The 21,553-nt window shown below is 42.9% G+C and carries 16 protein-coding genes; 6 read left to right on the top strand and 10 right to left on the bottom strand.

Annotated features, from left to right (window positions below; genetic code table 11):
• Positions 1-24 precede the first annotated feature (24 nt).
• The 3 genes from AACU33_RS30775 to AACU33_RS30765 all read left to right on the top strand — a co-directional run bounded on the left by AACU33_RS30775 (position 25) and on the right by AACU33_RS30765 (position 3,151).
• Positions 25-1,611, top strand: coding sequence for a CHAT domain-containing protein (locus AACU33_RS30775; protein ID WP_096595443.1), 1,587 nt, complete (start codon positions 25-27; stop codon positions 1,609-1,611).
• Positions 1,612-1,849: 238 nt separating this feature from the next.
• A complete protein-coding gene (locus tag AACU33_RS30770) occupies positions 1,850-2,500 on the top strand; it encodes a hypothetical protein (RefSeq protein WP_096594088.1) in 651 nt (216 codons plus the stop codon).
• A 315-nt stretch (positions 2,501-2,815) separates the two neighbouring features.
• Positions 2,816-3,151 (top strand): hypothetical protein, encoded by a 336-nt coding sequence (locus AACU33_RS30765; RefSeq protein ID WP_339376386.1) that lies wholly within the window; start codon positions 2,816-2,818, stop codon positions 3,149-3,151.
• Here AACU33_RS30765 and AACU33_RS30760 read toward each other — a convergent pair.
• Entirely contained in the window at positions 3,101-4,465 is a 1,365-nt protein-coding gene (locus AACU33_RS30760; protein ID WP_096594086.1) for a PrsW family glutamic-type intramembrane protease, read from the bottom strand. The genes AACU33_RS30765 and AACU33_RS30760 overlap by 51 nt on opposite strands.
• A gap of 516 nt (positions 4,466-4,981) precedes the next feature.
• On the opposite strand from AACU33_RS30760, the gene AACU33_RS30755 reads away from it, so the two are divergent.
• The gene (locus tag AACU33_RS30755; protein WP_339375962.1) at positions 4,982-6,178 is read left to right on the top strand and encodes a transposase; all 1,197 of its coding nucleotides are present in this window, start codon (positions 4,982-4,984) and stop codon (positions 6,176-6,178) included.
• Between the two features lie 344 nt (positions 6,179-6,522).
• Here the strand turns inward: AACU33_RS30755 and AACU33_RS30750 are convergent, their stop codons facing one another.
• From AACU33_RS30750 to AACU33_RS30710, 9 genes are all read right to left on the bottom strand, one after another.
• Positions 6,523-6,984, bottom strand: a complete 462-nt coding sequence (locus AACU33_RS30750) for a nitrate reductase associated protein (RefSeq protein ID WP_096594085.1) — start codon at positions 6,982-6,984, stop codon at positions 6,523-6,525.
• A gap of 112 nt (positions 6,985-7,096) precedes the next feature.
• On the bottom strand, positions 7,097-7,504 hold the full coding sequence (locus AACU33_RS30745; protein ID WP_096595442.1) for a phosphate-starvation-inducible PsiE family protein: 408 nt from the start codon (positions 7,502-7,504) through the stop codon (positions 7,097-7,099).
• 312 nt (positions 7,505-7,816) lie between these two features.
• On the bottom strand, positions 7,817-10,003 hold the full coding sequence (locus AACU33_RS30740) for a molybdopterin oxidoreductase family protein (protein ID WP_096594084.1): 2,187 nt from the start codon (positions 10,001-10,003) through the stop codon (positions 7,817-7,819).
• 163 nt (positions 10,004-10,166) lie between these two features.
• Complete coding sequence (locus tag AACU33_RS30735) at positions 10,167-11,669, bottom strand: NarK family nitrate/nitrite MFS transporter (protein WP_096594083.1); 1,503 nt, start codon at positions 11,667-11,669, stop codon at positions 10,167-10,169.
• A 282-nt stretch (positions 11,670-11,951) separates the two neighbouring features.
• Positions 11,952-12,791 carry a nitrate ABC transporter ATP-binding protein gene (locus tag AACU33_RS30730; protein WP_096594082.1) on the bottom strand — a complete coding sequence of 280 codons (840 nt, stop codon included), beginning with the start codon at positions 12,789-12,791 and terminating at the stop codon, positions 11,952-11,954.
• Positions 12,792-12,914: 123 nt separating this feature from the next.
• A complete protein-coding gene (locus tag AACU33_RS30725) occupies positions 12,915-14,891 on the bottom strand; it encodes an ABC transporter ATP-binding/substrate-binding protein (RefSeq protein WP_096594081.1) in 1,977 nt (658 codons plus the stop codon).
• 86 nt (positions 14,892-14,977) lie between these two features.
• On the bottom strand, positions 14,978-15,817 hold the full coding sequence (gene ntrB / locus AACU33_RS30720; protein ID WP_096594080.1) for a nitrate ABC transporter permease: 840 nt from the start codon (positions 15,815-15,817) through the stop codon (positions 14,978-14,980).
• 58 nt (positions 15,818-15,875) lie between these two features.
• Positions 15,876-17,201 carry a CmpA/NrtA family ABC transporter substrate-binding protein gene (locus AACU33_RS30715; protein ID WP_096594079.1) on the bottom strand — a complete coding sequence of 442 codons (1,326 nt, stop codon included), beginning with the start codon at positions 17,199-17,201 and terminating at the stop codon, positions 15,876-15,878.
• Positions 17,202-17,305: 104 nt separating this feature from the next.
• Positions 17,306-18,877, bottom strand: coding sequence for a ferredoxin--nitrite reductase (locus tag AACU33_RS30710; protein WP_096594078.1), 1,572 nt, complete (start codon positions 18,875-18,877; stop codon positions 17,306-17,308).
• Positions 18,878-19,286: 409 nt separating this feature from the next.
• On the opposite strand from AACU33_RS30710, the gene AACU33_RS30705 reads away from it, so the two are divergent.
• Positions 19,287-19,721: a QcrA and Rieske domain-containing protein gene (locus tag AACU33_RS30705; RefSeq protein WP_096594077.1), complete on the top strand. Its 435-nt coding sequence runs from the start codon at positions 19,287-19,289 to the stop codon at positions 19,719-19,721.
• A gap of 147 nt (positions 19,722-19,868) precedes the next feature.
• Entirely contained in the window at positions 19,869-21,170 is a 1,302-nt protein-coding gene (locus AACU33_RS30700) for a HEAT repeat domain-containing protein (protein ID WP_096594076.1), read from the top strand.
• The last annotated feature ends 383 nt before the right edge of the window (positions 21,171-21,553 follow it).

Genomic DNA, 21,553 nt, shown 5'->3' with positions numbered 1-21,553 from the left:
TCACCCCTTAGTTTAATGACTCCATTGCCATGCCTGAACCTGGCGATCGCTCGTTTGACCAACACTGGCGCTGATAACTTTGCCATTTGGGTGGTTAAGGCTCCTTATCCCAGTGGCTATGTTTTGCATGACTGTACATGGCCAGTTGAACTCTCTCAAGTTTGGCAAGAATGGCAGGAAATGTTCGCAGGTCACAGTCGCTTAGAGATTTCCTCACGCTCAACGCCGCCACAGCTACCGCCGCTACCGCTAAACTTGAGTTCATCCCCTTCCGGTCAGACAGCAGGCTATAGTAGTCGTCTGATGCAATACTTGGGGATTAGTTTGTGGCGCTGGTTATTTGACGGACAAATTCTCGGTAGTCTAGAACGCAGTCGTGGTATGGCTATGGGACAGCATACACGTTTGCGCTTCCGCTTAGAAATTCGCGACCCGGATCTGATTGCCCTACCTTGGGAGATTATGCAGCGTGAAGCTGGTCAATCGGCAATGTCACTGTCTCAAGATTTACTATTTAGCCGTACAACCAGTGAAGTTGAATCATTACCTGCTTTGCGAACAGATCAGGCTCTCAACATTCTCTTAGTTTTAGGTGAAGATGAAAATAAAAATCTGCAACTGCAAAAAGAAGCAGAAATCTTAACGCAAACTCTGACGAAAGCCGGGCCTTTAGGTAGTAATTCTCAGGGATATGCACCTTGTATGGTACATACGCTGTTGCAACCAAGGCCGCAGGAATTGATTGAAGAATTAGAAACTAAAGCCTACAATGTCTTTTTCTACGCTGGTCATGGTTTGCCAGATCCTGACGGAGGTTTATTATTTTTACGTCCTAGGATGACTCTCAATGGCATAGAATTGGCTCAAGTATTGACCCGTACTGGTGTGAAATTGGCTGTGTTTAATGCTTGTTGGGGCGCACAACCAGCGGCTGTCAATCACCAAGCTATACCTTCTAGCAGTTTGGCAGAAGTGTTAATTCGTCATGGCGTACCTGCGGTTTTGGGAATGCGCGATGAGATTGCTGACACTGAAAGTCACAGTTTTATCCAAGCTTTTACGGAAGCTTTGCGATCGCGCAAGCCAATTGATGAAGCTGTAGCAGAGGCGAGACAAGAATTATTAACACTATATAAATTCAATCAACCTGCATGGACTTTGCCTGTTCTCTATCTGCATCCAGATTTCAATGGCGAACTAATTAAAAGTTTTGATGAAGGAATCACAGAACTACCAGACACAACTATTCCGAGTATAATTTCCTCGGTGCCATCAGCCTCATTGCGATCGCTCTCACCAGAAGGTAAAACTTGGTTGTTGCGTTCTGGAGTCACTCGTATTGGTCGGACAAAAGACAATGAGATCGTCATCCCAGAGCCTTCAGTTTCTAAACGCCATGCCGAAATCTTATGTCGGAGTACTTTCAGCGGTACAACTCCGGTAAGAACTTATTACTTGCAAGATTTATCTACCTACGGTACAACTTGGGTTTTTGGTTCTAATGGATGGCAGCAAATCCTCCGTGAGGAAGTACCTTTAAAGTCGGGAATGCAGTTAAAGTTTGGTAGTTCTAGAGGTGAAACCTGGGAATTTATTATTGAAGATTCCTAACTTTTACCATGACAGTTTCAAACTAACTAAAAATGGCTAGCACAAAAGCAGGCAAGAATAATTTGTAGCTGTTAAATAGCACCTTAATATCAGCTATTGCATTGATGAAGTTTCCATTAATAGCAACAGCCGCACAAAATTATTCTCACTCTCAACAAAATTCACCTATTTTTGCGGAAATGGCATTCTCAACGCTGTAGCTGTCAATACCGCTAAATAAACACTCTGGAGGCGACCAATGATTAACAAAACTCACAATTCAGATAGTTTCACTTCTTTACCATCTCAAGTGGAATTAGATTTCCTCGCAGCCTTACTAGAACCCGAAGATGCAAGTTATCCTTGGAATCCTGCTGATGAAGAATCAGAAGCTTATTTTGTCGAATTAGAACAGCAGTTCATGAGTGATGATTTGTGGTCAGAAGCAGAAATTACAAAGCGATCTCAAGATTTTTATAGCCAACTTGATGCATTTTGGCCGGAAACTAGCGTTGCTGCCGATTCCAAAAGCCAGATCAGCCAAATGATGATGGCAAATCTTCAACAAGCTTTACAAGCAGCTTTTGCTTCACTAGTACCCCAAGGCTGGCTCAATAAAATTGCCCAGAACGCTACAGAGATTTTTATTTCCCAACAGTCAATTGGCGAGCAATTAGTTCAGTGCGTTCAAGATGTACTACCTACCTGGGGAACAGAAGACCTCTTGGTTTTAGCTCGTCCTTATGCTTATGCTATGCGTAGCGGCGAACCCCAAAACCCCAACGCGATCGTGAGTAAAGTTGGCGATCGCGAATGGTCAGATTTATCGGAAGTCGAGCAAGCAAAGATTAGTTTAGCGATTTCTTACTACGCCTTCATACAACTCAATAGTTTTCAGTCAGAATCCTAAAGTCCGTTGTTTGAAACATCCCTCAATTGGGAGCTACTTTCGGCGAATATTAGCTTTAGCTTTGCCCGCACTCGACGCTTCTTGTATTGCGGGTCTTATAATTTATTGCTTATATTTTTTCAGCATGGTTAAACCAGCATAATTCAGACTATAGGGTGATTTACGCAGTAGCGCTATCTATCCCAAGACATAAATAATCAATGGTCAAAAGTCAATAGTCCAAAGTCAAAGATCAAGCATTTCATCTCCCCCTTGCTTCCTGCCACGCCAGTCGCACGCCACTTGCTTCAACGCGTCGGCTAGCCGCCCAACGGAGTGCCTTGGGAACCCGTGCAACGCAATAGCTCCTCAAATCGGGAAACCCTTTCGGCAGTTCCTCATAGGGGGAACCCCAACGGACAGTTTGACGCCACTTGCTACCCTGCGGGAAGCCCTCCGGGTTCAGCAGTTGCTTCAAGTCGGGGAACCCGCCCAACGCACTGCTTCACCGCTGCGCGTTTACAAGCCGGGAAACCCTTTCGGCAGTCGCTTATGGGAAAACCTCCAAGACCGCGCTGCTTCACCACAGCGCTGGCTCCCCTGCTCCCTGCTTTCCATTTGTTATTTGGGGCCAAGAAAGCGGGTAGCAAAATTCTGCGATCGCGTTGGTGATAAAGCGCGTGCCTTCAGAATTGCCGCCATCAAAAATGCATAAGATAAAACACCGACAATCACCAACAGCAAGGCATTGATCGAACCAGTGGCATTCCATAAGGCATGGAGTGCAGCAGCGCTAACGTAACCAATTGGGAGAATTTGCCAAATTAGCCGCGGTTTCAGCACAGCCAAGCCAATAAAATACCCCAGATAGCCGCTGTAAGCCATGTGTCCGGCTACAGAGCCTAAAATGCGTGGAATTAATAATTGCAATCCTACTAGTTGACCAGTTCCTACTCCTGCCTGTTGCGCAACATTTTGAGTAATAACTGGCACATACTGTCCAAGGGTTTCTAGCAGAGTAAAACCAACAGCAGAAGCAGTTCCCAAGAGAATACCATCTAAAGGTTCCCAAATACCTATACGTTCTCGCCAAGGTGAGGGTAAGGTCAGACCGAAGATCAGCGCTGCCAATACAGGTAATGCCTTGAGTAATTCCTCCATCAACCCAGCACCAAAAAACATCCGTATCAGCAATTCGGTGAAGGTAAGCGAATCCTGAGATGAAGGCAAGCTCCCAGGCAAAATACCGCGAAATACGAAAATAAAGAAATCCAACAGGGGACTTTTCAAAATTAGAGCTGTACCTAAGGCTACAGATACAAGCACCCACCAAGGCTTCTGTTTGCCGCAAAGCTGGTAAACAAAATAATAGGCAGCAAACGCTATATAACTGGCTACAATAACTTGATTTGCTTGCGGCCGGCCTACCGTCGCAAACATTAATACTACAAAAACTACTGTGAGAATTCCTGGTACGAGGTAAGCTTTACGAGTTAAATCTTTACCAGTAGAAATAATTGGGAACAGTTGGGTAAAGCTCACTGAATCAGATTTTGATTGCCCTGGATAACTCCCCGCGGATGGCAGCGGTGTCGCTGGCCTGGTCATGATGGTAGCTTGAGAGAAATACTCATGCTCAAACACAAATTGCGGCCCATCAGCACCCAAAGAAATGCGATCGCCTGGGTGTAATTCCTGACAACCTTGTATACGCTGTCCATTTAAATAAGTGCCGTTAGCACTGTTCAAATCACAAATGAGCCAGCTGAATTTGTTATCGGGAGAAGAGAGAGGACGAACCACAGCATGACGACGAGATACCATCCGGTACAACATGGCATCCAAGACAATTTGGCAGCTGGGGTCGCGTCCAACGATCATCTCTTTACTGGGGAGCAGCGAGTAGCGGAATTCTGACCTATAAGGTGCTCCATTACCAGACACTAGCCGCAGAAATGCATTATGTCTTGCGTTTTTGCCTGTCATCGAGTTAGAGTGCTTGTCTCAACTAATTATTAAAATACTCTGGCATTAGAACTTAAGCTTAGCCAATTTACAGCAATCTCATTTAGGTGGTGTACAAAAATTATCTGCCGTACCTGGATTTCGACTTTAGATTTGTTCATATACTATTTCAGACTGCTGTAACTGCGGCATGGCTAAATACACTATAGCTTTACTCTCTGCTCAGGAATCTGAAATTGGCTGCTAAAAAATTAAAATTGTGCGATCCTCTGCTGGCAAGCTTTGGATGGTATCTTGGTGCCACTGGGTAGGATGGGTACTCTTGCCTTTGTCAATCAAAACTTAGAAGTCACAAAACTTTTATTTCGTCTCGCACTGTGTTTAAGCGGATCTTTGTTTTTGTTGTACTGTACTAGTGCAAATTCAATGTACGTTAATTCAATACTCCGGACAGTTTTGAGTTGAGCCAATCGACAAGAAAGCTATCGATCCATTAGGGTGCTGATTAGAAGAAACAAGCACAGGAACGATAGCTGTATGGAAATTATACAAAGCCTGGTGGAAAAAATGGGCGTTTTGGGCAAACCGGGAGTAAAGGTGATGACAACGCTGTTTGCAACGATATTAATTACATGTGGCAAGGTAAATTTTACCAACTTGAGTCGCTACAGCAGTTTGAGCGAGAAAACCTATCGACGACAGTTTCACAGACAGTTTGACTTCGCCCAGTTCAACGCAGAAATTATCAAAGCAGCAAACTCTTTACAGCACCAGATGATCGCCGTGATGGATTGCTCATTCATTGCCAAAAGTGGGAAAAAGACCTTTGGACTTGACCAATTTTACAATGGTAGTCACAATCGAGTCGAGAAAGGATTGGAAGTGTCCTTGGTGGCGGTGATAAATGTAGAAACTGAAGTGGGCTTTGGTCTGCTTGCTGAACAAACATTTGACCAAGGCTTCTGTCCAGAACTGACACGGATGGACTACTATCTTCACCACCTGGAAATTACTCAACCTCAATTACCTCCCCAAGTTCGCTATCTTGCTGTGGATGGAGCATATGCCAAGGAAGCATTTGTCACAGGGGTGAGGGCGCTCAAGCTCGATGTGATTAGTAAACTGCGCCGAGATGCGAATCTACGATATGTGTTTGAAGGTGAACAAAAAGCACGGGGAGCTAAACGTAAATATGATGGCAAAGTTGATCTAGCCGACCCTACTCGCTTGAGTTGGGTACGCGAACTGCAATCAGGGCTTGAACTCTACACATCTGTTGTATGGCACGTTTCACTCAAACGCAAGATACGCCTGGCTTATTTACTTGACCGCCGTCAGCCTCACAAACCGAGTTATGCTGTCTTATTCTCGACAGATATCAGCCAATCGCCAGACGAAATTTATCGTTTCTACAAACTGCGCTTTCAAATCGAATTCATCTTCCGTGATGCTAAACAGTTTACCGGACTGAGTGATTGTCAAGCCCGTGATGTTAAAAAACTTGATTTTCATTTCAATGTCAGTTTCACTGCCTTAAATCTTGCCAAGCTCGATGCTTATCGACAGCAGTCGGGTCAACAACCCTTTGTCTTTTCAATGGCCAGTGTCAAACGACGCTCTTTTAATGACCATTTGCTCGACACGTTTATTTCAAAGTTAGGCCTTTGTGCGACTGTAATTAAATCTCATCCTAACTACCAAAGCCTACGATCTTACGGCGTTATTGCTGCCTAATTTTGTCCGAAGTATTGTTAATTAATTACATAATTTAGTAGTCTTAACCACATTTAATTGGACACCAAAAATGTAGAGTTATTAACAGTCTTTTTCATACCTTCACCAAAATTAAACACCATATAAGAGTCTATATATAGAAATTTAGGCGCGGCTTGCTAATTCCCGCACTGCGGTAAGAGTTGACAACACCATTGGTTAGCCTGCGGATCTAAGCCAAGTGAATGAACTTTGTTTGTATAGCCGAAGCATTGGTTGGGTGGTTTTTTCCCCAACTTCTGTTGTAGCGACTGCTGTTCGGGCTTTCTGTTTATGAGCTTTACGGCAAATTGGCAAAGGTCTTGTTAAAGTAGGTGAAATTCTTCGATTGCTTTGGGAAAGTTTTTATTTTCATGACTCGAACGGCTGAGTTTAATCAACGCAAACCGCTGTAGAGAAGTTAACGATTTCCACTGTTGAGATGTGAGCGTAAGACCTAGTTCTTGAGCTTTCTCTTGGACGCTAATCGGAATGTTATGAGAATCCATCCATGCTGGCTCTACTTCAATTGGTAATTGTTTAGCTGGTATACCTGTAAGCTTGAAAATTAACTGTTCGAGATGTTGCCGATAAGATTGAATTTCCCTTTCTGTAGTGCAAGGTAATTCAACTAAAGCTTCGCGTTCAGCCTGAGACATTTGATGCCAATCAGACAACTTGAGCTTGATACCACTGGTATCTAGTTTGTAACGTACCTGCATGGGTATGCAACGGAGAGATTCAACGAAATCTGCCTCGAATTCAAAAAAGATTTTGTTATTTGTCATTTGTCAAGAGTCCAAAGTCCAGGGTCAAGAAGGCAATAGCAAAAGTTCTTTTTCTTCTCCTTCCTCTTGTCCATTATCTCCCTATAACATATGGAAAAGGTTAGTTGGATTTCTAGTTGTGATTTCCAGAATTACTAAAACGAATTATTAAATAGCTAATTGAAAGAGCTAAAATTGCAACTCCTAGACCAATGATATCAATTCCTGAAACTTTTTCTAAGTCAAGAATAATAATTTTTCTGGCAACAGCGATTAAGGATGTTACAATCACTAATTCAACCTGAACCACATGTTTTCTCAGGTATGCAGTGATATTTTCTAAAATTTCTAACGCGATTAAAATATTCAGGAATAAACCAAAAATTTTAAATAATGTAGTATTAAATTTGCCGTATGGAGCAGTAAATAGTTCTCTGAAAAGAAAGACAGCCAAGTCCCAGATTGCGGCTAAAATTACCGCTATCATAAACAAAGATAGTACCTTAGATACTAACACCTCAATTTGTTCAACGAGGTGCATAAATTTCTCATCTTTGTTGTTCTCTAATTTCTGAGGATTTCGGATTTTCGATTTTCGATTTTGAAATATTGATTGGTAATCGTATTTAGCGATCCATTTGTCGTAATCCTTTTTCAAATTTGTGGTGTCTAATACTTTTTTCAGAATTCTTTTCATCTAATACACCCTGTTTTGCAGTCTAAAGCCAACAGTCAAAAAATCAAATAAAAATCCTATAGATAAATCTATAGGATTAAAAAAAATAATTGTAACTATTGACTATTAACTATGGGTTAAATTATCAACTTACTGTTTAGTTATCTATTTAGCAGCTTACCATTGTGAGGACTGGAGTTGATAATTTTTGAGAGTTACTTCCAAAGAAATTGGAGTCAGTTGCACTGCACAAGCCTTTAATTCCGGTTGCAATGAATCGGGACAAGATTCGGGATGGGTGAGAGCATTAGCTTCAGCTTCATTTGCCCATAACGCACCCCAATGCATAGGGACAAAAACTGTACCAGGAGCGATCGCTTTTGTAATTTTAGCCGGAAATTTCGCTTTACCTCGACGCGATCGCACTTCTAGCCAATGGCGATCGCTAATTCCTAAAACAGCAGCATCGCGAGGATGAATCTCAATGAAGGGTTCGGGATGCATTTGCTGAATTTTTTCAATTCGACCAGTACGAGTTTGGGTGTGCCAATGTCCGTAAAGCCTTCCTGTAGTCAACACAAAGGGATAATTCGGATCTGGTGGTTCTGCCAATCCGCGTGAGTGATATGCTCCAAACCTTGCCCGACCATCAAGAGTATGAAAGCGAAGATCTGTGTAGAGTCTTTTAGAATCCTGAGTTGATTTTTGCTCCTGAGAACAAGGCCATTGGGTGGGGCCTTGTGCTTGTAATTTTTCATGACTAATACCAGTCATCTCACAGGGGCGGTGGCGAGTTAGTTGCACAAATTCAGCATAGACCTCAGCAGAGTTGGCAAAGGCAAATTCTTTCACAAAGCCTAATCGCCGACCAACTTCGGCAAAAATTTCCCAATCTGGTTTGGCTTCTCTTGGTGGTTCGCGGAATGCTTGACACAGGGTGACTGTACGTTCGGAATTGGTCATTACCCCAGTTTTTTCGCCCCATTGAGCAGCAGGTAACAGAACATGAGCGTAAGTAGCGGTTTCTGTCGGGTAATAAGCATCTTGATAGACAGTGAAGGGCGATCGCAATAATGCCTTTTTAGTCCGTTCCAAATCTGGCATACTCACAGCTGGGTTAGTAGCAGCAATCCACAGCAATCCCACTGTGCCATCTTCTAATCCAGTAATCATATCCCAGGCTGTTAAACCAGGATTGGGTGAAATCTGTCCTCGCTTCAGTCCCCACAAATCTTCAACTTCCGCACGATGCTGGGGGTTTTTTACCAAGCGATAACCGGGTAGTAAGTGCGCTAAACCTCCGGCTTCCCTTCCTCCCATTGCATTTGGTTGACCAGTCAAAGAAAAAGGCCCAGCTCCTGGTTTACCAATTTGTCCAGTCATCAGGTGCAAATTAATAATCGTTCTCACCTTAGCCGTACCTTCACTTGATTGATTCACACCCATTGACCAGAGAGACAGCACTCTTTGAGATTGTCCCCAGTAGCGAGCGGCTGTTTCTAAATCTGCAACGCTGATTCCACAACGATTCGCCACTATATCCGGAGCATAGTGACGAATAACCTCAGCGTAGGCTGGAAAGTTGCTGGTGCAGTCTTCGATGAAGCCAGGCTCTATATAGTTCCAACGCATCAACAGGTGAGCAATACCGTTCAACAAGTCGATATCTGTACCTGGACGTATGGCTAAATGTAGGTCAGCTGCTTCTGCGGTGGGTGTGCGTCGGGGATCGACCACAATCATTTTGACTTTGCGATTTTTTTTGTGGTACTTCGCCAAGCGATTGAAAACTATTGGATGACATTCAGCAGTATTAGTACCAATTAAAAATGCACAGTCGGTTAACTCTAAGTCATCGTAACAACAAGGTGGGCCATCAGCGCCAAAGCTTTGAATGTATCCAGCTACAGCGCTAGACATACATAAACGTGAATTGGCATCAAAATTATTACTACCCAAACATCCTTTCATGAGTTTTTGGGCAATGTAATAATCTTCGGTTTGAAACTGACCGGAACCATACATACATATAGCTTCTGACCCTTGGGTAACGCGCACGGTTTGAATCCGCTTTGCGATCAGATCGAGAGCTTCATCCCAACTGGCGCGGCGAAACTTTTGATCTAAAGAGTCTCGTACCATTGGATAATGCAGTCTATTTTTATCCAAAGACTCAGCGATTGTTGCACCTTTAACACAAACCATACCCTGGCTAGATGGGTGAGCTTTGTCTCCTCGCACCCGCCAAATTGGAGTTCCTTGGCTATCCCGATGAGTTGCTTTGCCGTGTTGAGCTGGGGGCGAAACTTCTAGTCCACAGCCAACACCACAGTAAGGACATTGGGTTTTGGTAAATTCACTCATGGCAATTATCCTATTGGGGATTTTGCAACACCAAGCACAGCGCCAGATGGAAAAATACGTATGGTGTACATCAATCCGATATTGAGGTAATTAAAACCACAGATGCATACAGATAAAGATTGAAGTGTTTTCTGTATTTTTCTGTGGTTTCATATTGATAAAATTATTCTTCAGCTAGAACAGAAGGCTTTTGTGTTAACGTTTCTGATAATTCATCTTCAGGTGCGCCTGCAAAAGATCCTTTCGGTTCTTTGAGGAAGAAACCACACATAAAAGCGCAAATTATAGCTGCTACACCCATTGTGCTAAAGAGTGTTGATGCGTCAGTTAAGCTAAAAATTGTCAGATATACTACGCCACCGAAATTACCGTAAGCTCCGACATTACCAGCGATTTGTCCAGTGGCTTCTTTTTTAATTAAAGGTACAATGCCGTAGGTTGCACCACAACCAGCTTGGGCAAAGTAAGCAGCAAACATAGTGACTGCGATCGCTAAAGGAATTGGCCAGCTACTATTAATAAAATGTGCCATCAAGTAGCCAACACCAATACCAGCACTGATAATTGTCATTGTCCATTTGCGTGAGCCAAATTTATCAGAAATTAAGCCACCACTGGGGCGAGAAACTAAGTTTAAAAACGGGTAAGTTGCGGCGATCATTCCAGCTACCACGTGTTCTAAACCAAAGGTTTTTTCAAAGAAGGCTGGGAGCATAGAAACTGCTGCTAACTCGCTACCAAAGTTAGTAACGTAGGTAAATTCAAGTAAAGCAACTTGACTAAACTGATAGCGTTGAACAGGTGTGTAGGTTTTTTTACCAATTAGTAATTCTTTGTTAACTTGATAAGCTTTGTAGGTTTGGTAAGCAAATAATCCTGCTAACACTACCCAAACCAAATACATTTGGGTTTGATTGAGGAAGTGAATATTCTTTTGTTCTAAGCGCCAAGCTAATAAACCCAAGGCAAAAATCAAACCAAAATTGGAAAGAATCATTGCCCAGAAACTTTTAACACTGGTTACTTCCAAAGCACCATTTTTCTTGGGTTTCTTGTAGACTTTATCAGCAGGCGTATCTTGGACGCTGTTGTAATAAATCACGCCGTAGATAGCAGCAATGATACCTGTAAGCGCGATCGCCAACCGCCAGTTGGAAGCACCACCAGCTAAAAAGCTTGTCGCAACAGCAATCATGGGCAGGGCAAACTCTGCACCAAAAGCACCAAAGTTACCCCAACCGCCATAAATACCTTGGGCACTTCCCATCTCTTTTGGAGGGAACCACTCGGCTACCATGCGGATACCTACAACAAAACCAGAACCAACAATTCCCATTAACAGGCGGCTGATGACTAGTTGATTAAAGTCTTGTGATAGTGCTGTCGCCAAACAAGGAACAGCAGCGAACATTAATAAAATTGAGTAAGTAATCCTGGGGCCGAAACGATCCAGCAACATCCCAATAATTAGTCGTGCCGGAATTGTGAGGGCGAGGTTACAAATGCCTAAAGTTTTAATTTGCTCAGGTGCTAAATGTAATTGTTTTCCAATAGTGGTTGCAAAAGGTGCAAAGTTAAACCAACAGACAAAGGTAAGAAAAAAGGCAAACCAAGTCTGATGGAGGATACGATAGCGATCCCTGAATGAAAATAATCCTTTGAGCATTCAAAGTTTCCTCAATTACAAAATTGCACGGAACAACACAGGGATAATTGTTAAATTACCCTGCTCAAATCAGATATTTGTTGTTATTTATTGGTACTGGATCTAAATCTGAAATTTTTGCTCCCTTATTAGTGGGCCTCTAGGGAGTGTTTCAATTATTGCTAATAACTAAAGTTAGAATTACATAGCAAGTTGATTTGTATCTGCAATTACATTTTGCTGGTATAAATGTAAAAATGGCATCATAGCTATGCGTCAAAAATCATACGCTGCTCGTCGCTTTTATTCATCTTCATGAGCAAAGCGACGATAAAGAAAGTCTAGAGCGTAGTTCCGCAAATTATAGTATTCTGGGTCTTCCATGATGCGGCGACGATTCCGAGGACGAGAAAAGGGAATATCTAAGATTTCACCAATTTGAGCAGCAGGCCCGTTTGTCATCATTACAACTCTGTCAGCTAAGAAAAGTGCTTCATCAATGTCATGCGTAATCATCAATACGGTGACTTGATGATCTCGCCAGATTTGCAGTAATTCTTCTTGTAATTCCTCTTTAGTGATGGCATCTAATGCACCAAACGGTTCATCCAGAATTAGAACTTGCGGACGGATAGAGAGGGCGCGGGCGATCGCAACTCGCTGCTTCATCCCGCCAGAAATCTGACTGGGTTTTTTATCAGCAGCTTCTGTCAGTCCCACCATTGCTAAATGTTCTCTAACTATGGCTCGTTTTTCTGCCTGGGTCTTTTTGGGAAATACCGCATCTACAGCCAAATAAACATTATCAAACACACTCAGCCAAGGCAGTAGACAGTAGTTTTGGAACACCATCATCCGGTCTGGGCCGGGTTCAGTGATGGGTTGGTCTTGCAGTAACACCACTCCATCGCTAGGAGTGTTAAACCCAGAAACCATATTCAGCAGAGTTGATTTACCACAGCCAGAATGCCCAATTAAACAGACAAATTCACCCTCGCGAACTTTCAGGTCAATTCCATCGAGTACTGTGTAAGGGCCTTCAGGAGTTGGATAAATTTTGCTGACACCTTCAATTACCAGAAAATTCTCTACTTTCTGGGTTTGTAATGTCTCGATTTGATTAGCTCTATTTACTATTTGCATGGCATTTTTTAGCTTTGCTGTATGGACTTATGATTCACGCAGAGGCGCGGAGAGGGATAAGGAAGACAAAGAGAAACAGGGACGCGGAGAAATAACCAATGACAAATGACAAATGACCAAGGACTAAATAAATACCTCTTCAATACGTATCTGCCGCTTGATTTCTAAGCTTTTGAGATACTCTATTGGCTCGGAAGAGTTAAAAACTTTACCATCAAACAAATGAATCGGGTTATCTTCTCCGATGTCGAGTAAGCCTAGATCTCGGGCAGCCGCACCAAAGATGTCTGTACGACAGACTCTTTCAATCACTTCCACCCAATTTTTCGGGAACGGTGTTAAGCCCCAGCGCGCCAGTTGAGTCACCATCCACAGCAGTTCGGTGCGGTTGGGATAGTTGGTTTGATGGAGATAAAACTGGTTGTAGCCTGTCAGTGCTTGAGGTGCTGTACCGTCACCGCGATCGTAGGGATCGATAAAACCTGGGCGGACGTATACAGGATCGATATCCAGATATTCAGAACGGCAGAGTAATTCGAGAATCTCTTCGCGATTGCGGAGGTCGTCACAATATTGGCAAGCTTCCAACAGCGCTTTGACGAGGGCAAGATAGGTTTCTGGGTACTTTTGCGCCCACTCTTCTCGCACTCCCAGCACTTTTTTTGGTTGTCCTGACCAAGTTTCTAAAGCTGTGGCAGCAACAAAGCCTAAGCCTTGGTGAACGGCTTGGTAGTTCCAAGGTTCTCCGGCACAGTAACCATCAATATTTCCGGCTTTCAGTTCGGAAACCATTTGTGTTGGTGAAATCACAGTCAGGCTGACATCGCGATCGGGATCAATACCGCCAGCCGCTAACCAATAACGCAGCATCAGGTTCTGCATCGATGTGGGATGAACGATACCCAAAGTGAGAATTTGATCGGGAGCAGCATTAATCGCCGCTTTCAACTCAGCTAAGTTCCTCACACCTTGGCTATACAACCTTTTGCTTAAGGTAATGGCGTTCGCATTCCGCGAGAGATTCAAGGCATTGACTACAGGTATGGGCTTTTTGTCACCAGCACCCAAAGTCAAGGCTAGAGGCATTCCTGCTAGCATCTGAGCTGCATCTAATTCACCATTGACAACACCTTTAGCGATTTGCTTCCAGTTGGTAGCACGGTGGAGAGCGATATTTAAGCCGTACTTAGCAAAGAAGCCTTTTTCTTTGGCAACGATTAGAGGTGCAGCATCAGTCAGAGGCATAAAGCCAATTTCAAGACTGACTTTTTCTAAGCCTTGGCGGGATGTTGTTACAGGTTGCTGTGCTTTGCGTTTCTTGGCTAGCTTTTGTTGGTTGAGGAAGTAAATCATTTCATTCCGCAGGCTGTAGTAGCTGGGATGTTTGACTACTTCCAAGCGTTGACGCGGACGAGGGATGGGAACTTCCAAAATTTGCCCGATATGAGCTTCTGGGCCATTGGTGAGCATAACGATGCGATCGCTCAACAATAATGCCTCATCTACATCGTGTGTGACCATCACACAGGTAACGTTGTGTTCGTTGCAGATTTTCATCAGTTGTTCTTGCAAACTTCCTCTGGTTAAGGCATCCAAGGCCCCAAAGGGTTCGTCTAGCAGTAACAACTTAGGACGGGTAGCCAAGGCGCGGGCGATCGCTACTCGTTGTTTCATCCCCCCAGATAACTCACTCGGACGTTTATTTGCTGCATGGCGCAGTCCCACCATGTCGATATGTTCTTCGACAATCCCCCGACGTTCGCCCTTGGGCTGATTTTTATAGACTTCATCTACAGCTAGGGCAATGTTTTCTCTAACGGTTAACCAGGGAAGCAACGAGTAGTTTTGAAAAACTACCATGCGATCGGGACTAGGATCTCTGACTTCTCGCCCTTCTAAAGTCACACCGCCAATGCTGGCTCTATCTAAACCTGCAATGATGTTGAGCAGAGTAGATTTACCGCAACCGGAGTGTCCAATTAAGGAAACAAATTCCCCTTGTTGGATTTTCAATTCAATATTTTTCAGGGCAATATATTTGCCGCCATTTGGTAGGTCAAATATCCGGTCAATGTGATCGACTTCTACAAAGGTAGCCATTGGTTAATTCGTAATTCGTAATTGGTTATTAGCCAAGAGTCAATCATCTACTTTGGACTTTTGGACTCTTGACTTTTGACTTTTGACTACTTCTGTTCTGCTACAACTTTGCTAGCGATAAAACCCACACATCTATCTAGCAGTAAGCCAACCAAACCAACGTAGATGAGAGCTAAAATAATCTCGCTCAAATTGGTGTCTGTGGTTGTGTTGTAGGCATCCCAAATAAAGGAACCAATACCCACGCCACCTACTAACATTTCTGCGGCGACAATTGCTAACCACGATAAACCAATGCCAATGCGTAACCCTGTAAAAATATAAGGAACGGTAGCAGGAAACACAATTTTAAAGAAATACTTTCCGCCTTTGAGACGTAACACCCTAGCAACATTAATGTAGTCTTGGGGAATTTGTTGCACGCCAACTGTGGTGTTAATAATAATTGGCCAAATTGATGTGATAAAAATTACGAAAATCGCTGAGGGATTAGCTTGCTGAAAGGCTGCCAGGGAAATAGGTAGCCATGCTAGAGGCGGTACAGTTCGTAATACTTGAAATATGGGATCGACAGCATTATAAACAAATTGGTTCGCACCAATGAGAATTCCCAAGGCAATTCCTACAACTGTCGCTAGCGAGAAGCCTAAACCAACTCTTCCTAAACTACTAAGGATTTGCCAGCCTAAACCTTTATCACTTTCGCCATTATCAAAAAATGGATGAATGATAAAAGGGTCCCAAGTTTCGGAAAATGTTTCAATTGGCCCGGGTAACTTAAAGTTAGGATTTAAACAAAGTAATTGCCAAATCACCAGAAAAATGGCTAATGCTACTAGTGGGGGGACAATTTTTTTCCAGAAAAATTTATTGAGTGCTTTTTGAGACTTTTTTCTACTAAAACGACTTCCCGCAATAGCTGTCATGTTCTTCTTTCTCCTGTTGTAGTTTAGTTAAATTAAAAAGAAGCGATCGCAGCCATTCTTAAAGTTTTTTAATCTTCAAACTATTGAGATATTCTTCTGGTTTTTCGGGATCGAACTTGATACCATCAAAGAAAGTCTCAACTCCACGAGAAGTACTAGTAGGAATTTCCGCATCAGGTACGCCAATAGCTTTAGCCGCTTTCTTCCACAAATCTTCTTTATTTACCTGGTCAACTACTTCTTTAACTTTGGTATCTTTTGGTAGATAACCCCAACGAATTTCTTCAGTTAAGAACCAAGTATCGTGGCTCTTGTAAGGATAAGAAGCATTATCAGCCCAGTACTTCATCTTATTAGCGAAGTTTTGTTGCTTGCGTCCATCACCGAAGTCAATATTACCCTTAGCCCTTTCTAAAATATCTGCGGCAGCAACGTTAAAGTATTTGCGGTCAGAGCAGATTTTGCACATCTCCTCTTTGTTTTCTGGTTTATCGCACCACTGTTGAGCCTCTAGAACTGCCATTAATAGCGCTTGGGTGGCATTGGGATTTTGATCAACCCAATCTTTACGCATGGCAAAAGCTTTTTCTGGATGGTCTTTCCACAACTCACCTGTAACTAGGGCTGAATAACCTAATTTTTGGCTGACTAATTGGGCATTCCAAGGTTCTCCCACACAAAAGGCATCGACTGTACCAACTTTCATATTCGCTACCATTTGTGGGGGTGGTACTGGTTCCAAAACCACATCTTGGTCAGGATTAATCCCGCCAGCTGCTAGCCAATAACGCATCCATAAATCGTGAGTACCACCAGGGAAAGTCATTGCTACTTTCATGGATTTTTTATCAGCTTTGGCTTTTTCAGCAGCCTCTTTCAACCCCTTACTTTCTAAACCAACTTTTAGGTCTTTCAACTTATTAGCTACAGAGATAGCCTGACCGTTGGTATTTAACCGCGCCAAGAGATACATTGGCACTTTATCGTTAATCGTCATTAGGTAAGGCATGGGGCTGAGGATGTGTGCGCCATCAATCCCACCACCAGCCGAGCCGATTTTCAGGTTGTCACGGGTAACAGGCCAAGATTTTTGCTTGATCACCTCGACATCTTTCATACCGTACTTGGCAAAGAAGCCCTTTTCTTTAGCAATGATGAGGGGTGCAGCGTCAGTGAGTGCGATAAATCCTAGCTTGGCTTTGGTGGTTTCAACTTTGGGTGCGTTAGCTGCTGTAGAGACATTTGCAGCTGGAGCAGCCGAGGGTGATTGTTCGCCTGTTGTGGCTGAATTGGAATTACCAGAAGAGCAACCATGAGCCAAGATAGAAGCAGCAGCCGCAGCAGTAGTAGTGAAAATAAATTTTCTACGTGAAAGATCTTTCATTGTTCCTTTGTTAATTTTTGGTTACGCAGTTATTGGTTGTTGCTTTTTATCCACTCACCGAAATAATCAATACGGGTTTAGCATTACTAAACCCCTACACTCATCTAATGAGTCACTAAGGCTTCTTGCTTTAGTTTTGCGCCAAAGTGTTGGATGAGTAAATTCTGTAATACTGGCTGTAAGTCTTCGCAGGGGATGCCTTTGGTGACGCAAGTTCCCAAATGTGCATCTTTGCCGACTTTACCGCCCATGTAGATGTCCACCCCTTCTAAGGTTTTGCCGTTCTTGCGGGTTTTAGTTCCCATTAAGCCGATGTCTGCGACTTGTGGCTGTCCGCAGGAGTTAGGGCAACCAGTCCAATGAATGCGTACAGGACGAGTAAGGATTAACTCTGATTCCAAGGCTTGAATCGTTGCTAAAGCACGATTTTTGGTTTCGATGAGGGCAAAGTTGCAGAACTGTGCGCCTGTGCAAGAAACTAGCGATCGCGTTAGTAAACCAGGATCTACAGCAAACCTTTCTAATAAAGGTTCAGCTAAAAATGTTACTAAACGCGAATCAGAAATATTGGGGATAATGATGTTCTGCTCGACCGTTAGCCGGATTTCTCCACTGCCGTAAACCTCAGCCAAACGGGCAATTTCAAACATATCTCCCGCATACAACCTACCAACAGGAATATGTAAACCTACGTAGTTTAATCCCGGTTGTTTTTGTTTGTATACACCGATGTGGTCGCGTTTTTCCCAGTCGATTTCATCTTTTGGTGCGGCGGGTAAAAATGACTTACCCAAACGCTTTTCTACTTCCAAGCGGAATTTTTCTAAACCCCACTCGTCAATTAACCACATCAAGCGAGATTTTTGGCGATTGGCGCGTAAGCCGTTGTCGCGAAACACTTCTACAATCGCTCTACACACAGCTACCACATCTTCGGGAGCTACCCAAGCATTCAAGGGGATCGCCGCTTCACAACGTTTAGCTGAGAAAAAGCCACCAACGATGATGTTAAACCCAAATTTGGGCGATGAGGTATCTGCATCCTTAAAAGCTGGCACAAAAGCTAAATCGTTGATTTCGGCGTGAACTGAATTATCCCTTCCACCAGTAATTGCAATATTAAATTTGCGTGGGAGGTTGGTAAACTCAGAGTTCCCTTGGCCTTTGTTGGTCAACATATCTTGAATTTGTTGTACCAACTCTCGTGTATCAAACAACTCATCCGCATCCAAACCCGCTACCGGGTCGCCTGTGATATTGCGGATGTTGTCCATCCCTGATTGGATGGTAGTTAAACCCACTGCCTCAAATCTATTAAAGATATCTGGCAAGTCTTCAATCGCGATCCCCCGCAGTTGGATATTTTGCCTGGTCGTAATATCGGCGCTGCCATCATCACCATAACGCTGCACCACTTCTGCGAAAGCACGCATCTGGGGACTGGTGAGAATACCGTTCGGTATCCGCATCCGCATCATAAACTTACCAGGGGTGACTGGGCGAAAAAACACACCCACCCACTTCAGTCGATGATCGCGGTCTGTTTCATCCATTGCTTCCCAGCCTAGAGAGGCAAATTTTTCAATTTCCCCCTTAATGGCAAGTCCATCTTTTTCTGCCTTGAATTTCTCGAACTTGTTGAGGCTGGCTGTAGTGGTAGTTGCTGTGTCTGTCATGAGCTGACTCTCATTGCAAATTTTTAATCCCGAAGAACCTCTTGAGTTATTGCCCAATATCAATTAACCCGTAGTCGATCGTTTCTTCTGTCTACTAGGGCAAATGCATTCATAATGTATATTTGGTACTGAAATTATTGCTTCAGGAAAAATATTTCCGTGTATCCATTTGGAAAAGGTGTAATAGCTGTTCTGGTACTGAAAGTGTAACGATTTACATACTATTAAGGTTAAAGGCGGATTTTCGCTAAAATCGTATAAATCGCTACGAAATTTTAGGTTACTGGCCAAAAATGTATCTATATGATGCATTTTCTGCATAATATGTGTTTCTGAAGTGACACGCAGCCCTTGAGAAAAGCGATCGCCATTAATCCAAACTGGAAAGTTATTTGAGATAAAGTAGCCTATGAAACGTCGTGAGTTCATTAGTTGGGTAGGTTTAGGCTGGATAGCAAGTTCTCTACCGATAGCAATTGCTGCTTGTTCTTCCGAAACAACGACACCAACACCAACATCTTCTGCGCCTTCTGGAGGCTGGCAAAAGGTAGGCACTTCAGCAGAATTAGATAAGACTGGTCAGCTGATTGTTAATGACTCACCTGTTGGATCTGTATTAGTAGTAGGCAAATCTAAATCGGAAAATTTGATAGCTGTTAACCCTACCTGTACTCATAAAGGCTGCACGGTAGCATGGAAAGACGAAGCTAAAAAATTCGCTTGTCCCTGTCATGGGTCAGAATTTGGCGCTGATGGTAAAGTGCTAAAAGGCCCAGCCAAGAAACCACTCACAACTTACACGGCTAAAATTGAGGGTGATTCTGTAGTGGTTAAGCAAAGCTAGTGCAAGAAAGTAGAAGAAATTCGCAGTCAGGACTTTGATACCTGGAATTTTCAGCACTTTCATGCTTAGTACAAACTTATCAAAGCTTTTGCGATGAACCAGTCGTCTATGAGAAGATGCAAATTAGCAGTGTAGGGGTTTCTCAGGATTGTGAATAACATCAACCAGCTTTTGGTGCAAGCACAAACAGCACATGATGCAGCTGATTGGTCATCGCTGATTCAATATTTACAAAGGTTGATTCTAAAACAAGATTCTACAAATCCGGAGATAGTTAAACATCGAGAGCAAATACTGGAATTAGCGCTCGCGATTTTAGAATTTGGGGATTTTCAGCAACGCTGGGAAATTGCTAAGGTTTTTATTCAATTGGGCAATGTTGCTATCCCGCGCTTAATTGAAATATTAGAAGACGAAGATGCAGATGAAGAAGCACGCTGGTATGCAGCGCGAATATTATCAGAATTTAAGCATCCAGATACGATCGCTCCTTTAGTGCAATTGTTAAAAAGTAGCGACAGTCAAGAACTTAAAGCGATGGCTGCAACAGCATTAGGGGAAATGGATACTCTGGCGATCGCAGCACTTGCTGAACTTTTAAGCGATGAGAATACACGGCTTTTGGCAGTGCGATCGCTGTCTTACATCCGGCGTACAGAAATTATCACACCTCTATTGAGTGTAGTACAAGATCCTCAAGCCGCAGTTAGGGCAGCAGCGATCGCAGCCCTCAGTAGTTTCCATGACGAACGCGTACCCCCCTTATTAGTCACTGCTTTAGATGATTTTGCTAGCTCAGTGAGACTAGCAGCAGTCCAAGGTTTAGGTTTTCGCTCCGATCTATGCGCAACCTTAGATTTGGTGACGCAAATCCAACCCAGACTTTATGACTTGAACGAAGACGTTGCTTGTGCAGCAGCAGTTGCTTTAGCACGAATGGGTGGTGATAATGCTGCTAAATCCTTATTTGAGGTACTGATTTCACCCAATCAATCAATAAAACTGCAATTAGAAACTATTCGCTCCCTCAGCTGGTTAGGGAGTGTTTCTAGTTTGGAATATCTTCAACAAGCACTAAATCACAGCACCTCAGAAACACTGTGGCAAGAAATTGTCACCGTTTTAGGAAGAGTACAACAGCCGGAATTAACACTCATAGCCACAGAAATTTTGTTGGAAATGCTGCGATCGCCGCATCCAGCTACAGAAATTAGCAATATTAAAAGTGCGATCGCTCTATCTTTAGGGCAGTTAGGTCAAATGCAGGCAATTGAACCATTGATTGAGCTACTAGCAGATCCAAATAAATCGGTGCGACTACACGCGATCGCTGCACTCAAAAACCTAGCACCAGAAGTTGCATACCAACAATTGCAACAGCTAGCAAATAACACCACAATTACACCAGACTTACAACAAGGAATTGCGATCGCCTTAATAGAATGGTGACATTACTATAGGTATAAATTCCCTAATCAATTAACAAACATGAAGACATACAGATGCAATTTTTGCTGTTGAAGGTGATAGACTTATGTCTGTAAAACTGCTTATAAAAAAATTCTAATTTCATTAACAATTACATAGTTTTCTAATTTTTTATCAACAACAAATATCGATAAAACAAAATTTTCATTTGAGCGCATTCTTAATTCTTAAATACTCTAGAAGCGTTTACAGACATCAATAACAACCAAGTAAGAACAATCAAGCATTTCTAGATTTCTCTAATCATGCATCTTGGCATAGTCTGGGTAATAGATCCTTTAATCTCATTAATTAAAATTGCTGAAGTACTTTAAAGCTAATTTTTGTAAGCACTCGTAATACTT

Origin of the sequence: Calothrix sp. NIES-2098, from assembly GCF_963875125.1 — a bacterium.
Classification (GTDB): Bacteria; Cyanobacteriota; Cyanobacteriia; order Cyanobacteriales; family Nostocaceae; genus Aulosira.
The sequence above is the reverse complement of the archived record's forward strand: the minus strand, read 5'-3'. Positions and strand labels throughout refer to the sequence as shown.